Source organism: Micromonospora noduli (assembly GCF_003264365.1).
Classification (GTDB): Bacteria; Actinomycetota; Actinomycetes; order Mycobacteriales; family Micromonosporaceae; genus Micromonospora; species Micromonospora noduli.
The window spans coordinates 67,417-82,541 of record NZ_PYAK01000016.1; the positions used below are offsets into that span (position 1 = coordinate 67,417).

Consider the following 15,125-nt stretch of genomic DNA (forward strand, 5'->3'; position numbering starts at 1 on the left):
GGGTGGTGGGGCCTGGGGTGGGATCATCCTGCCCGTCGGGGGCTGCGGATGGGATGGCCGGTGGGTCCCGCGTCCATCAGCCGCCCGGTTTGTCCACGGCCGAGCAGTGATGCGCCCCATCCCCGGCCGCGCCGCAGGCGTCGTGTTGTGTGCGACCGTTGTCTAATACAGGATCAGCAGGGCACTCGGAAGGAGCCCGACATCACCAGCGAACTCCCGCGTCTGGCGGCGGTGACCCGGCCGCACCGGGGGGCCGGCTTGGCCGGTTCCCCAGTTGTGCCGTACCCGCACGGTGGCCTGGCGCGGCACGCCAACCTGCCGCCGGGTGAGCGGCTGCGGGTGCTGCTGGTGGAGGACGACGAGGGCGACGCCTTCCTGGTCGGTGAGCTGCTCGCCGAGACGAACTCGATGATCGACCTGCTGGTCGCCACCAGCCTCCGCGAGGCGCGGCAACGGATCAGCGACGTCGACTGCGTCCTGCTCGACCTGGGCCTGCCCGACGCGCAGGGGCTGGACGGGCTGCGCCAGGTGTTGGAGATGTCCAGCGGCGCCGCGGTCTGCGTGCTGACCGGCCGCTCGGACGAGCACCTGGGCGTCGTGGCGGTCGCCGAGGGTGCCCAGGACTACCTGGTCAAGGGCCAGGTCGACGGGGTGCTGCTGACCCGGGCGCTGCGCTACGCCGTGGAGCGTAAGCGCGCCGACGAGAACGCCCGCCGGTTGCGCGAGGTCGAGCTGCGCCAGGCCGAGTCGGCCCGACTCGAACGCGGCCTGCTGCCTCAACCGCTGATGACGACCGACCAGGTCGCGGTGCACACCTTCTACCGGCCGGGCCGGCACGCCGCGTTGATCGGCGGAGACTTCTTCGACGTGGTGCAGACCCACCCGGACCGCCTCGACCTGATCGTCGGCGACGTCTGTGGGCACGGGGTGGACGAGGCCGCGCTCGGGGTCGAGCTGCGGGTGGCCTGGCGCGCCCTGGTGCTCGCCCGGGTGCCGGACGACGAGGTGCTGCCCGCCCTGGAGCAGGTGCTGATGAGCGAGCGCCGCCTCCAGGAGATCTTCGCGACGGTGGCCACCATCAGACTGGACCTGGACGCCAACCGGGCCACCGTCCGACTGGCCGGGCACCCGCCACCGCTGCTGCTCTCCGGCGGCCGGGTCGCCCCGGTGCCCGCGCCCGGCGGCCTGCTGCTGGGCGTACGACCCCGCCGGCCGATCGCCTACGACCTGGAGTTCGACACCGATGACTGGTCCCTGTTGATGTACACCGACGGCCTGATTGAGGGGCGGGTGGGTGCCGGCAACGAACGGCTCGACGTGCCGGGCCTCAGTGGCTTGCTGGACGAGCCGGCCAACCGTTCGGTGTCGCTGCCCGAGCTGCCGGCGTGGCTGGTCGGGCGCGCCGAGCGGCTCAACGGTGGCCCGCTCGCCGACGACGTGGCCATGCTGCTGGTCAGCCGGGGCGGTGGCCGGTGAAGCCGGTGGTCGGCGGCTGGAGTCTCCGCCGCCGGGTGATCACCCTGCTCACCGTCGTGGGCTTCCTGTTGATCGGGCTGGCCAGCGCGGAAGCGGCGATGGCCGCCCGCAACCGCACCCAGATCGACGCGGTCCTGAACGAGACCGGCCCGTTGCGGGTGCAGTCCCAGGAACTGCTCAACGCGCTGCTCGACCAGGAGACGGCGATCCGCGGGTACGCGGTCAGCGGCGACCAGGACGACCTGAACCCCTACCGGGAAGGGCTCGCCCAGGAGCAGAGCGTCATCGTCTCGATGCGGACGCTGCTCGACGACTATCCAGAGATCAGCCAGGAGCTGCGGACCGTCGAGGAGCGTGTCACGCAGTGGCGACAGTCGGTCGCGGAGCCGGTGATCGCCACCACCGAGCAGAGCGGCACCACCGCCGGCCAGGCGTTGGTCACCGAAGCGGCCCGCCAACAGTTCGACGAGGTGCGCTCGGCGGTGAACGACCTCCAGGCGGAGGTCCTGGCCGCCCGGGAGCAGACCGCCACCAACGTGCGTACCAGCAGCAACGTGCTGGTCGTCCTGCTGATCGTGGCCGCCCTGGTGGTGGTCGTGGCCGGTGCGGTGCTGCTGCTCTCGCTGGACCGGATGGTGGTCCGGCCACTGACCGGCCTCGCCACCCAGGTCCGCGAGGTCGCCGAGGGCGACTACCAGCACCGCATCGCCACCGTCGGCCCGCCGGAGTTCATCCAGCTCGGCGAGGACGTGGACGCGATGCGGCAGAAGATCGCCGCCGACCTGGCCGAGGTCCGGGCCGCCCGCGAGCGCATCGAGTGGGTCAACAGCCAACTCCAGAAGCAGGCCGAGGAGCTGACCCGGTCCAACCGCGACCTGGAGCAGTTCGCGTACGTGGCCTCGCACGACCTGCAGGAGCCGCTGCGTAAGGTCGCCAGCTTCTGTCAGCTGCTTCAGCGCCGTTACGCCGGGCAGCTCGACGAGCGGGCCGACCAGTACATCGCGTTCGCGGTGGACGGCGCGCAACGAATGCAGCGCCTGATCAACGACCTGCTCGCGTTCTCCCGGATCGGGCGGCTCACCACCGGCTTTGTCGAGGTCGACCTCAACAAGGTGATGGGCGACGTGGCCGGCCAGACCGAGGCCGCCCGGCAGTACGCGGACGCCGAGTTGACTTGGGACGAGCTGCCGGTGATCTCGGGTGAGGAACCGCTGCTCACCAACCTGCTGGCCAACCTGGTCAGCAACTCGATCAAGTTCCGCCGCCCGGATGTGCCGTCGAAGGTGCACGTCTCGGCCAGGTTGGTGGGTGCCGAGTGGGAGATCACCTGCCAGGACAACGGCATCGGGATCGAGCCGGAGTTCGCCGACAAGATCTTCGTGATCTTCCAGCGGCTGCACTCGAAGGACGCGTACCCGGGCACCGGCATCGGGTTGGCGATCGTCAAGAAGATCGTCGAGTACCACGGCGGCCGCGTCTGGGTGGACACCGACGTGCCGGAGGGCACCGCGATCCGGTTCACGCTGCCGGCACTTCCCGAGGACGTCGCGGCAGTTGCCGACGCCGATTCCGAGGGGGAGCCGAACGCCCCGACCGTGGACGACGCGACGCCCTCGACCGAGGCTCCGGCAGCGCTGACGGAGCAGGCCGACGGGCCGGACCAGCCGGACCGGGCCGACGAGACGCTGGAAAGCGGTAGGACGGGTGACATGAGGGAGACGGTGGGATGACCGCGCCGGCGGATGGCAAGAGCCCGATCGAGGTCCTGCTCGTCGAGGACGACCCGGGTGACGTGCTGATGACCCAGGAGGCGTTCGAGGAGCACAAGCTGCGTAACCGGCTGACCGTCGTCTCCGACGGGGCCGAGGCGCTCGCCTACCTGCGCCGGGAGGGTCAGTACGCCGACGCGGTGGCACCCGACCTGATCCTGTTGGACCTCAACCTGCCCCGGCGCGACGGCCGGGAGGTGCTGGAAGAGATCAAGAAGGACCAGGAGCTTCGCCGGATCCCGGTGGTCGTGCTCACCACCTCGCAGGCCGACGAGGACATTCTGCGCAGCTACCAGCTGCACGCCAACGCCTACGTGACCAAGCCGGTGGACTTCGAGCGCTTCATCTCGGTGGTCCGTCAGATCGACGAGTTCTTCGTCAGCGTGGTCAAGCTGCCGCCGCGTGGCTGACACCCTGCTGGACGACGTCGGCGGCCTGCTCTGGGAGGCCGCCGACCAGGTCGTGCTGCCACTGTTCCGCAAGCTCGACGACGACGACGTGTCGGAGAAGGCGCCCGGCGAGGTGGTCACTGTCGCCGACCGCCGGGCCGAGGAGCTGCTCTCGGCGGGGCTGCGCCGGCTGCGGCCGGGTTCGATGGTGGTCGGCGAGGAGGGTGTCGCCGACGATCCGGGGCTGCTGCGGCACCTACGTGACGGCGGGGACGTCTGGCTGGTCGACCCGGTCGACGGGACCGCCAACTTCGCCGCCGGTCGCCGGCCGTTCGCCCTGATGGTGTCGCTGCTGACCGACGGGCGGCCGACCGCGGGCTGGATCCTGGACCCGCTCGCCGGCACTCTCGCCGCCGGCTCGGCGGACGAGGGCACCCTGCTCAACGGTCGGCCGGTGGACGGCACCGGCACGGTGCCGCCGCTCGGCGAGCTGCGCGGCGCGGCGATGACCAAGTTCCTGCCGCCGGAGACCCGCGACCGGGTCCGCGCCGGCGGTCGGCGGCTCGGTGAGCTGCTGCCCGGCCTGCACTGCGCCGGTCGGGAGTACCTGGACATCCTCACCGGCGAGCAGCAGTTCGCCCTGTTCTGGCGCACCCTGCCCTGGGACCACGCCCCGGGCACGGTGCTGGTCCGCGCCGCCGGGGGTGTCGCCCGCCGGTTCGACGGCGTCGACTACCACCCCGCCGACGACGGCCGCGGTCTGCTCGTCGCGGCCAACGAGCAGGTCTGGGCCGAGGTGCGTGACGCGCTCCTGAGCACCTGATCCGCGCGCTGCGCGACCACGTTGGGACGCTCCGTCGACATCCAGGCGGCCCGAGGGTCAGCGGGCTGGTCACCGGCCCACGATCCGGTATCGTGACCGGCGGTCTCCGCCAGCAGGCCGCCGACCGGCGCCGTAGTGCAGTGTTCATCGGGGGCCGGCGGTCGACGGAAGGACGCTTTCGTGCCCAGGACCAGGCTCAGCCCGCGGCTCGGTCGCCGCGCTCTGTTCGCCCTGCTCGCCGCCGTCGCGCTGGTGCTCGGCGGTGCCGCCGTGCCCGCGTACGCGGAGCCTGGCGAGGGCGGCAGCAAGAAGTTGCAGGACGCGCTGGAGCTGACCGCCAAGGGTCACATCGAGGCCAAGGCCAAGCTGGACAACTCCAAGCGTCGCCAGACGGCGCTGACCGGCGAGCTGGCGACGCTGGAGGGTCGGCTGGTCGGGCTCAGCAGCCAGGTGGGCGAGGTGGCCGCCCAGTCGTACCGGGTGGGTCGGCTGAGCGCTGTCTCGATGCTGCTCAACACCGCCACGCCGGAGGCGTTCCTGCAACGCGCGGGCGACCTCGACCTGATGGCCCAGCGGGACAGCAAGCGGCTGCGTGACCTCACCGAAGCCCGGCAGCAGGCGCAGCAGGCCAAGGTCGCCATCGACGCCGAGGTCCGCGAGCAGCAGAAGCAACTCGCCGTGATGGCGAAGAAGAAGAAGGAAGCCGAGGAGGCGCTCGCCGAGGTCAGCTCCGGCGGCAGCAACGGTTTCAGCGGTGGCAGCTCCGCCTCGGCGAAGCCGGCGCCGCGTAACTCCGACGGGTCGTGGCCACCGGAATCCTGCTCGGTGAAGGACCCGACCACCTCCGGGTGCATCACTCCGCGCACCCTCAACGCGCTCAAGCAGACCCAGGCGGCCGGCTACAAGCGGCACGTCTCCTGCAAGCGCAGCGGTGGCAGCGGCGAGCATCCGAAGGGCCGGGCCTGCGACTTCTCGGCCGCCACGAACGGCTTCGAGGACAAGAACGCGACCGGCGGCGACAAGGCGTACGGGGACAGCCTCGCCGCCTGGCACGTGCGCAACGCTGACCGGCTGGGCGTGCTCTACGTGATCTGGTACCGGCAGATCTGGCATCCCGGCACCGGTTGGCGCTCGTACAGTGGAAGCGGCTCTCCGGCGGCGTCCCACACGAACCATGTTCATCTCTCGATGTACTGACCCGAAGCACCAGCTTCGCTGCGTACCATCGCGACGATGAGCTCCCCACCGTCCGACGTAGCGGCCCTGCCGGCACCCCCGGCCCCGCCCGTGCCGGTCACCGGCCGGGCGCTGCCCAATGGCCTGGCCGCCTTCCTGGTCTTCTTCTCCAGTGGTGCCGTGCTGGTGCTGGAGACCGTCGCCCTGCGCCTGGTCGGCCCGTACGTCGGGGTGACCCTTCAGGTGACCAGCTCGGTGATCGGCATCGCGCTGGCCGCGATCGCGTACGGGGCGTGGTCCGGCGGTTGGCTGGCCGACCGGCGCAACCCGCGGGGCCTGCTGGCACCGGCGTTGGTGCTGGCCGGCATCGCCACCGCGATCACCCTGCCCGTCGTCCGGTACGCCGGTGAGGTGTTGCGCGGTGGTGCGGCCAGCGGCATCCTGCTGCTTGTCGCGTTGGCGGTGTTCGTGCCGGCCGCGCTGCTGGCCGCGGTCACCCCGCTGGTCGTGAAACTCCAGCTCGCCGACCTGCGACGCACCGGCCAGGTGGTCGGTCGACTCTCCGGGATCGGCACCCTGGGCGGCATCACCGCAACCCTGCTGACCGGGTTCGTGCTGGTCGCCGCGCTGCGCAGCACCGTCATCCTGCTGGCCCTGGCGCTCGCGCTCGGGCTGGTCGGCATCGGCCTCGGCTGGTACCTGCGCCGGCAGGAGCCCACCGAGCTGCCCGGTCCGGCCCGGGCCCGGGCCGCGCTGGCAGTGCTCGGCCTGGCCGGGGCGGGGCTGACCACCGTGGCGCCCAACCCGTGCGACATCGAGACGGCGTACCACTGCGCCCGGGTCACCGCGGACCCCGCCCGGCCCAGCGGGCGGACGCTGCTGCTCAACTCCGCCCAGCACTCGTACGTGGACCTCGCCGACCCGAAACACCTGGAGTACGCGTACACCAAGTGGATCGGCGCGGTCGGCGACGTCGCCGCGCCGGCCGGTCAGCGCCTGGACGCGCTGCATCTGGGCGGGGGTGGTTTCACAGTTCCGCGCTACCTGACCGCGACCCGACCGGGCACCGACAACCTGGTGTTCGAGATCGACGGCGGGCTGGTCGAGCTGGGTGAGCAGGAGTTGGGCGTACGGCCGGGGCCGGACCTGCGGGCGGTGGTGGGTGACGCCCGGATGCTGGTTGCCGGCGAGCCGACCGACAGTCGTGACCTGGTGGTCGGTGATGCGTTCGGGCACCTGGTGGTGCCCTGGCACCTGGCCACCCGCGAGATGGCGGCCGACGTCCGACGGGTGACCCGCCCCGGCGGCGTGTACGTGCAGAACGTCATCGACTACCCGCCGCTGCGGTTCATCCGTGCCGAGTTGGCCACGGTGGCCGCCGAGTTCGGGCACGTCGCGTTGATCGCGCCGCCGGAAGCGCTCGCACAGGAGCAGGGCTCCAACTTCCTCATCGTCGGCTCCGACGCGCCGTTGCCGCTGGAAGCTGTCCGGGCCCGGCTGGCCGAGGTGGACCCGAAGGTCAGCCTGTTGTCCGGTGCGGCGCTGACGGACTTCGTCGGCGGGGCGATGGTGTTGACCGACGATTACGCCCCGGTGGACCAACTGCTGGCCACCGCCTGATCGGGTGACAATCCTGACCGATTCCGATACTCCAGGTGTAGGCGGGCCGTTCCTGGGCAACATCGCTCACCATGGGTGGTGGGGACCGAAACGGCGCGCAACTGCTGGATGAGCGGTACCGGCTGATCGAGCAGCTCGGCGCGGGCGGCATGTCGGTGGTCTGGCGTGGCTACGACGAGGTGCTCGGCCGCCAGGTCGCGGTGAAGGTGTTGGCGTCACGGCTGGCCAGCGACCGGGCCTTCCGCCACCGCATCCGGATCGAGGCGCAGGCCGCCGCGCGGCTCTGCCACCCCAACATCACCAACGTGTACGACTACGGCGAGTCCGAGCAGGTCGGTCTGACCGTGCCGTACGTGGTGATGGAGCTGGTCGACGGCGCTTCGCTGGCCAGCCGGTTGGGTCGGGAGACCCAGCTGCCGTGGCGGGAGGCGGTGACCATCGGCGCCGAGGTCAGCTCGGCGCTGGCCACCGCGCACGCTCGTGGGGTGGTGCACCGCGACGTCACCCCGGGCAACGTCATGCTCACCTCGACCGGGGTCAAGGTGGTCGACTTCGGCATCTCCGCGCTCGTCGGGGAGAGCGAGAAGGGCCCCGACGGCGCGCTGTTGGGCACTCCCGCGTACCTCGCCCCGGAGCGGCTGGACAACGGCCAGGTCTCCCCGGCCACCGACGTGTACGCCGTCGGGCTGCTGCTCTACCGGATGCTCACCGGCCGACTGCCGTGGCTGGCCAGCACGACCACCCAGATGCTTCGCGCCCACATGTACAACGACCCGGAGCCGATGCCCACGGTCCCGGGGCTGCCCGACGGGGTGGCCGACCTGGTCGGACGTTGCCTGGCCAAGCGGCCCGCCGACCGGCCGGCCACCGCCGAGCTGACCCGGACGCTCGCCGAGGCGGCCGGCATGCTCGCGGCGGTGCCGGTCTCCCCGGCCGCCGGGCCGCTGGACGCGGCCATGCTCGGCAGTGCGCGTACCACGATCCTGCCCTGGTCGGCGGCGACCGACGCGTTGCCGCTGTCGCGGACCCGCAACCGGGACCGTCGGACGCAGCAGCGGGTGACCCGGCGTCGGCGGGTGGAGGCCGGAGTGGCCGCCGTCGGGCTGATCGCGGTCACCGGGGCCATGTGGGGGTTCACCTCGCGCAGCCCGGCCAGCGGCGGGGACCGGCCGACGACCGAGGCTCGGATGGGTCTGCCGGCGGCGGCGCCCTGCGAGGTGGCGTACGCCTTGCGGACCGACTCCGGCACCGAGTTCGCCGCCGAGCTGACTTTGACCAACACCGGTGGTCGTGAGCTGCGGGACTGGGCGATGAGCTTCACCTTCCCCGGGCAGCAGAAGGTGACGAAGGCGGAGCCCGCGCCGGTGCACCAGCAGGGGAGCACGGTGCTGATCCGACCGGCGGCCCAGCGCACCACGCTGGCCCCCGGTGCGGCCGAGAAGGTGACCCTCACGGGTAAGTACAGCGGGGCGAACCCCTTGCCGGTGGAGTTCCGGCTTGGCGAGGCGACCTGCGGGGTTCGGGTGTCCGGTGTCGCCGGCAGTGCGCCGTCGACGGCCCCGCCGAGCAAGGCCGCCACGACGAAGGCTCCGCCCAAGGCGGCGAAGGTGCCCAGCGGCTCCGGTTCGGGCGGCGGCGCGTCGAAGGCCAAGCCGCCGAAGCCTGCGAAGGCCCCGGCGAAGGCCGCCGGTGGTGGTAAGGGAAAAGCGGAAAGGTGACCAAGGGGCCGCGTGGTCACCGGAAGTGAGCAGGCCACATCGTGTCGCCACACTTCGGGGCCGTCAGACCAGTTGGTCCGACGGCCCCGATCGGTCTCGCCCTGGAGAGCAGGTCAGCGCATCCCCGCGAATTGCTGCACCTGGTCGATCCCACCCTCGACGATGAGCACCCCGCCCTGGGGGAGTGCCGTGTCGTCGGAGGTGTACCGGAAGCGTTCGCCCGGCAGCTTGGCGCCGACCACGCGTACCCCGAAGCGCTCCTCCGGTTTCAGGTCGAGCAGGGTGCGCCCGACCAGTGACTCCGGCACCCGGACAGTGGCGATGGCGAAGTCGTCGTCGAACTCGATGAAGTCGAGCAACCGGCTGACGATCAGGTGCGCGACCCGGTCCCCGGTCTCCGCCTCCGGAAAGATCACGTGGTGCGCGCCCACCGACGCCAGGATCTTGGCATGCTTCTGCGAGGTGGCCCGCGCCCAGATCTGGGGCACACCCAGCTCGACCAGCGCCAACACGGTGAGCACACTCGCCTCCACCGAGGCCCCGATGGCCACCACCGCCCGCCCGAAACTGGTGATCCCCAGCTGCCGCAGCGCCCCCTCCTCGGTCGCGTCGGCCTGAACCACCCGGTCGAGCTGCGCCGACCAGCGCTGCACCTTCGCCGGGCTGCGGTCGATGGCCAACACCTCGCGGTTCATCCGGCTCAGCGACCCGGCCAGGTGGCAACCGAATCGACCCAGCCCGATCACCACAATGCCGCCGCTGTCCGCGCGTCTAGCCGACACCTCGGACCTCCCTGCTTCCACGGGTGCGTCTCCGACGTGTGGGTCGGCCGACACTTCCGAAACACGCCCTAGCCGACAATGGGTTGCTCCTGGGGATAGCGGTAGAGCCGGCGTCGGGTGTTCAGGGCGATCGCCGACCCCAGGGTGAGCGTCCCGACCCGACCGATGAACATCAGCACGGTCAGCACCAGTTGGCCGCCGGCCGGCAGTTCGGCGGCCAGACCGATGGTCAGACCTGTGGTGCTGAACGCCGAGGTGATCTCGAACAGGGCCGCGACGAAGCGGACGCCCTCGGTGAGCAGCAGCAACAGCATGGTCCCGGCCGTCACCAACGCGACGCTGAGCAGCGCCACGGTGAGGGCCTGTCGCTGGCTGGCGGTCGCCACCCGCCGGTGCCCGATCGTCACGTCGGGTTCGCCCCGCAGCTCCGCCCAGATGGTGAACGCCAGCAGGAAGAACGTGGAGACCTTGATGCCACCGGCCGTGCTGGCGCTGCCGCCGCCGATGAACATCAGCACGATCAGCAGGGGATAGCTCTCCTCCTGGAGAGCGGCGATGTTCACGACGCTGTAGCCGCCGGTGCGGCTCAGCGCGATCTGGGTGAACGACGCGAGGACCTTCCCGGGTACGTCGTACTGGCCGATCGTGCTCGCGTTGGTCCACTCGGCGGCGAGCAGACCAGCGAAGCCGACCAGCAGCAGCACCGCGCTGCCCCAGATGGTCAACTTCGTCGCCACCGCCCAGCGGGTGGGCTGCCGCCACTCGCGGACCGCCTCGAAGAGCGCGGGAAACCCGAGACCGCCGATGATCGCGCCGATCGCCAGGGGCAGCGACACCCACGGGTCACGGCTGAAGGCCAGCAGGCCCTCGGTGTAGAGCGCGAAGCCACCGTTGTTGAACGCCTGCACGGCGTGGAAGACGCCCGACCAGAGGGCCTGCCCGAAGGGGTAGTCGTAGGTCAGCCAGAGCCGACCGGCGACGAGCACTGTCATCACCGCCTCGCAGGCGAAGACCGTCAGCGCGATCCGGCGGAGCAACCGACCCACGTCGCCGATGCCGAACTCCCCCGTCTCGGCCTGCACCAGCAACCGGTTACGCAGCCCGAGCTGACTGGAGACCACCAGGATGACCAATGCCGCGACGGTGAGGATGCCGAGGCCGCCGAGCTGGGTGAGCAGGGTGATCACCACCAGTCCAGCGCCGGACCAGTAGTTCGGCGTGTCGGTGATGGCCATGCCGGTGACCGACACGGCCGAGGTGGCGGTGAAGAGCGCCGTGACCACGGGTGGGCGTACGTGTTCGGTGGTCGCCCAGCGCGTCATGAGCAACCCGGTGCCAAGCAGGATCGGCACCAGGAACGCGAACGGCACCAGCCGCACGGGATTGCGGAAAAACCGGCGCACCAGACAATCTTCCTGTCCGCCCACAGTCCTGGAGTGGGAACGGGCATTCCGGAGATTCATCTGTCGGCCAGCCATCGACCAACTCCTGGCAAATCACGGGCGGTCTGCTTACCCGGACCATCGATGACAGGAGACGGCGTTGCGACGTACCCTTTCGACCCTCGGCGTGGCCAGCGCTCTGCTCGCCGCCGCCGTGGCCCTGCCGGCCGTGGCCGCGGCCGAACCAACGGCCAACGCGGACCGCTCCCGGGCCAACGACCGACCAATCGTGATCGGTCACCGTGGCGCCAGCGGCTACCGGCCGGAGCACACGCTAGAGGCGTACCGGTTGGCGATCCGGATGGGCGCCGACTACATCGAGCCGGACCTGGTCTCCACCTCCGACGGCGTGCTGGTCGCCCGGCACGAGAACGAGATCTCCGGCACCACCGACGTGTCGACCCACCCGGAGTTCGCGGCCCGCAAGGCGACGAAGACCATCGACGGTGTCGCGGTGACCGGGTGGTTCACCGAGGACTTCACCCTCGCCGAGCTGAAGACGCTGCGGGCCAAGGAGCGGCTGCCGCAGGTACGCGTGGCGAACACCGCCTTCGACGGCCGCTTCGAGGTGCCCACCCTCCAGGAAGTCATCGACCTTGCCCGGACCGAGGGGCGGGCACGGGGCCGCACCATCGGCATCTACCCGGAGACCAAGCACCCGAGCTACTTCGCCTCGATCAAACTGCCGTTGGAGGAGCCCCTGCTGCGGGTGCTGCGGCAGAACAAGTTGGACCGGAAGAACTCGCCGGTCTTCATCCAGTCGTTCGAGACGGCCAATCTGCGCCGCCTGAGCCGCCTGACCGACGTGAAGCTGGTCCAACTGCTCGACGCGACCGGCCGCCCGTACGACTTCACCGTCGCCGGCGACGCCCGCACCTACCAGGATCTGGTCACGCCGGCCGGGTTGAAGTGGATCGCCGGATACGCCGACGGCATCGGCGTGAACAAGAACCTGATCGTCCCCCGGAACGCCGCCGGCGCCCTGCTCGCCCCGACCACAGTGGTACGCGACGCGCACCGGGAGCACCTGCTCGTGCACTCCTGGACGTTCCGCGCCGAGAACCAGTTCCTCCCGGCGGACTTCCGGATCGGCGCCGACCCGAACGCGCGCGGCGACATCACCGCCGAGTACGAACTCTTCCTTGGCCTGGGCCTCGACGGTGTCTTCAGCGACCACCCGGACACTGCCGTCGCCGCCCTCGCCGGCCTCGCCACGCGCTGACACCCATCCGCGCTTCGGCGGGTGTCCCCGCCCCGGTTGACCTCGGCTAGGAGTTGATCCGCTCCGAGCCGACCGCTGGGCCGATCACGCCCGGCCCAGACGCTGGCCCGTCGTCCCCCACCCGGACGGCGGGCCAGCGGCACGTCCGACCTCGCCCTCCCGGGCACTCGGCGTTACCTAAACAGACGCTTTGGAGCTGATGCCGTAAACGAATCTGGCACCCACGCCCGCGTCGGGACGGCCTTGAGGCAGCAACTTCGGGGAAGTTGCTGCCTCGGTGCGAGTTGAGGCAGCAATATCAGGGATGTTGTGGCGATCTTCGACCGCCCCCGACGTGCGACCCGCACGATTTCCGCAGAGGTCCGGATCGGCCTGTCAGGGAGTGTTGGTGGCATGCGCCTATGCCGACGCAAGGCCAGCGGCATCGTAGACAGCGAAGATGGCGGGCCGACACGCCCCGCAACCCTTCCCATGCGTACGGTTGTTCGACAGTATTGGCCCGACGAGTAGAAGGAGGGCGCATGGCGGACAAAAGCGCCATCGAGTGGACGGAAGCAACCTGGAACCCCACCACCGGTTGTGACCGCATCTCGTCGGGCTGCGACAACTGCTATGCGATGACTCTGGCCAAGCGGCTCAAGGCGATGGGCTCGATCAAGTACCAGACGGACGGAGACCCCCGCACCTCCGGCCCGGGTTTCGGCGTCGCCCTGCACCCTGATGCCCTCGATGTTCCTCGTCGCTGGCGTGACCCACGGACCGTCTTCGTCAACTCCATGTCGGACCTGTTCCACGCTCGGGTTCCTCTCACCTATGTGCAACAGGTGTTCGCCGTCATGCGCGAGACCCCGAGGCACACCTTCCAGGTGCTCACCAAGCGCGCCTCAAGGCTGGCGAAGGTCGCCCATCAGATCGACTGGCCGGCGAACGTCTGGATGGGCGTGAGCGTCGAAGACCACACTCAGCGGGAGCGGGTCGCCCAGCTCCGCGAGGTGCCGGCTGCGGTACGTTTCATATCGGCTGAGCCGCTGCTGGGGCCACTGGCCGACTTGGATCTCGACGGCATCGACTGGCTGATCGCGGGGGGCGAGTCGGGGCAGGGCTGCCGCCCGATGGATCCGGCCTGGGCGCGCGACCTCCGGGATCAGTGCGCGGCTGCGGGTACCGCGTTCTTCTTCAAACAGTGGGGCGGGCGTACGCCGAAGGTTGGCGGCCGGCACCTCGACGGTCGGACCTGGGACGAGATGCCGGTCCCACGCCTACTCGTGCAGGCATAAGGCTGCCGCGAGTGGGGCGCCGGCTCAAGGTCGCCAGAGGACTTCCTTCCAGAAGTCACCCGTGCCGGGGCTGCTGATCCGGCCCTGCCGATGCAGCGACTTGACGGCCTGTCGTACATGTGGTGCCCAGGCATGCCCGAGCAACTCACCGTAGATCTCCGGCACGAGGTCGACGATCTTGATCGTAGAGTTTTGTTCGAGCAGCTTGACGATGTTCCGCTCGATCGCACCTGACCAGCGAGGGGCGTTCTCGGCCTTGTACTGCTCGGCGTCGAAGACGGGACCGTCGCCGAACAACGTCTCCGCCACGTGGTCGCCCCGGCGGATCTGTTCCCGGACCCACGCCTCCTCCCATTCGACGCCAGCCTTGCCGAGGGTGTCGGCGAAATGCCAGGCACCTTCGCCATGGGTGGTGAACAGGGCGAGGACGTACTTCGGGGCGAGACCAGGACGTGGGCGCACTGGCATCTGCACCGCCTGGTAGTCGGACCCCTGGGTGAGATCTCGGGCGTACCTGTCCGCAACCCGGAGTGCGACGTCCGTGGCACGCTGGTCATCGCCCGCGTCCGACACCTTGGCGAAATAGCTGCGCCACCAGCCGCCACCCAGGAACCGATCCAATCGTGCGGCGGTCCTCCGGTCGCTCTCCGACAGCCCACCCGATCGATGCTCGGCGACGTGGACGGCACGTCCCATCCGAGCCACGGTGGAGACGCTGAAATGCAGCAGTACTTCGGTCGGCGGCCAGCTCGGGCGCCCGAGCAGCCGTGTCCGGATCAGATCGAAGTCGAGAGCCGGACCGAAGGGATCGAGAAAGGCGAAGAGCGAGGCGCCCTTGGCTCGGGCCAGCACCTCGGGCAGGTGCTGGTCGAGGGTGCCCTGGCGAAGTTCACGCCGAACCGCCCCGCCCTTGTCACGGAGCACCTGCTCCAGGTTCGCGTAGTTGTCCGGATCCTGCTCGACGAAGAACGCGAGCACGTCGCGGAAGCCTTGGACGAACTCGGCGCACCGGGACAGCAGCAGTGGAGATCCGGGCTCTCCGCCTTCGTACTCGCCTCTGCCGGCGTAGCCGTCGAGGAAGACGATCGGGTTCCCCTGCCCTGTCTTGGAGGCGAACACCACGGGGTAGCGCTTGAGGATGCCGTGCTTCAGCACGGCCGCCGCCTTCTTCGACCGGAAAAATTCGTCGTTGTTGGACAACGGCCCTCCCCGCATCGCTCACTTCTGGTCATGAGAAGGTAGCGCTGCGTTGTCGGGCCTGCTGCCCGCAAGGACGCCATGCGGAGCGGATGTGAACATCGGAACCCCAGCGAGCAGCGCCGATGGCTGCCGGTGGTTCATTGCTGCGCAGCCCTCGGTCCATGATCTGACACCGGCGCAGCGCTGGGAGGATCTCGACGCGGTCGAGCCGTCGTGGTGGCGGGGCTCTAC

At 70.1% G+C, this 15,125-nt stretch carries 12 protein-coding genes; 9 read left to right on the forward strand and 3 right to left on the reverse strand.

Annotation, left to right across the window (positions count from 1 at the left end; genetic code table 11):
* Window positions 1-276 precede the first annotated feature (276 nt).
* From GUI43_RS15150 to GUI43_RS15180, 7 genes are all read left to right on the forward strand, one after another.
* Window positions 277-1,476, forward strand: coding sequence for a PP2C family protein-serine/threonine phosphatase (locus tag GUI43_RS15150; protein WP_112584724.1), 1,200 nt, complete (start codon window positions 277-279; stop codon window positions 1,474-1,476).
* Window positions 1,473-3,206 carry a sensor histidine kinase gene (locus tag GUI43_RS15155; RefSeq protein WP_112584725.1) on the forward strand — a complete coding sequence of 578 codons (1,734 nt, stop codon included), beginning with the start codon at window positions 1,473-1,475 and terminating at the stop codon, window positions 3,204-3,206. The genes GUI43_RS15150 and GUI43_RS15155 overlap by 4 nt, the downstream gene beginning before the upstream one ends.
* A complete protein-coding gene (locus GUI43_RS15160) occupies window positions 3,203-3,655 on the forward strand; it encodes a response regulator (RefSeq protein WP_088987503.1) in 453 nt (150 codons plus the stop codon). Before GUI43_RS15155 ends, GUI43_RS15160 begins: the two co-directional genes overlap by 4 nt.
* Window positions 3,648-4,457, forward strand: coding sequence for an inositol monophosphatase family protein (locus GUI43_RS15165; RefSeq protein WP_112584726.1), 810 nt, complete (start codon window positions 3,648-3,650; stop codon window positions 4,455-4,457). The genes GUI43_RS15160 and GUI43_RS15165 overlap by 8 nt, the downstream gene beginning before the upstream one ends.
* A gap of 180 nt (window positions 4,458-4,637) precedes the next feature.
* The gene (locus GUI43_RS15170; protein WP_112584727.1) at window positions 4,638-5,654 is read left to right on the forward strand and encodes a coiled-coil domain-containing protein; all 1,017 of its coding nucleotides are present in this window, start codon (window positions 4,638-4,640) and stop codon (window positions 5,652-5,654) included.
* Window positions 5,655-5,690: 36 nt separating this feature from the next.
* A complete protein-coding gene (locus GUI43_RS15175) occupies window positions 5,691-7,253 on the forward strand; it encodes a fused MFS/spermidine synthase (protein ID WP_249037760.1) in 1,563 nt (520 codons plus the stop codon).
* Between the two features lie 71 nt (window positions 7,254-7,324).
* Complete coding sequence (locus GUI43_RS15180) at window positions 7,325-8,971, forward strand: serine/threonine-protein kinase (RefSeq protein ID WP_112699093.1); 1,647 nt, start codon at window positions 7,325-7,327, stop codon at window positions 8,969-8,971.
* 113 nt (window positions 8,972-9,084) lie between these two features.
* On the opposite strand, the gene GUI43_RS15185 is transcribed toward GUI43_RS15180, so the two are convergent.
* A complete protein-coding gene (locus GUI43_RS15185) occupies window positions 9,085-9,753 on the reverse strand; it encodes a potassium channel family protein (protein ID WP_112584729.1) in 669 nt (222 codons plus the stop codon).
* 68 nt (window positions 9,754-9,821) lie between these two features.
* On the reverse strand, window positions 9,822-11,156 hold the full coding sequence (locus GUI43_RS15190; protein ID WP_112699094.1) for a TrkH family potassium uptake protein: 1,335 nt from the start codon (window positions 11,154-11,156) through the stop codon (window positions 9,822-9,824).
* 139 nt (window positions 11,157-11,295) lie between these two features.
* Between GUI43_RS15190 and GUI43_RS15195 the strand changes: the two genes are divergently transcribed.
* Both GUI43_RS15195 and GUI43_RS15200 read left to right on the forward strand, forming a co-directional pair.
* Window positions 11,296-12,417: a glycerophosphodiester phosphodiesterase gene (locus GUI43_RS15195; RefSeq protein ID WP_112699095.1), complete on the forward strand. Its 1,122-nt coding sequence runs from the start codon at window positions 11,296-11,298 to the stop codon at window positions 12,415-12,417.
* A 521-nt stretch (window positions 12,418-12,938) separates the two neighbouring features.
* Window positions 12,939-13,694, forward strand: coding sequence for a DUF5131 family protein (locus GUI43_RS15200; protein WP_112699096.1), 756 nt, complete (start codon window positions 12,939-12,941; stop codon window positions 13,692-13,694).
* 24 nt (window positions 13,695-13,718) lie between these two features.
* Here the strand turns inward: GUI43_RS15200 and tcmP are convergent, their stop codons facing one another.
* A complete protein-coding gene (tcmP, locus tag GUI43_RS15205; protein ID WP_112699097.1) occupies window positions 13,719-14,894 on the reverse strand; it encodes a three-Cys-motif partner protein TcmP in 1,176 nt (391 codons plus the stop codon).
* Window positions 14,895-15,125: the final 231 nt, after the last annotated feature.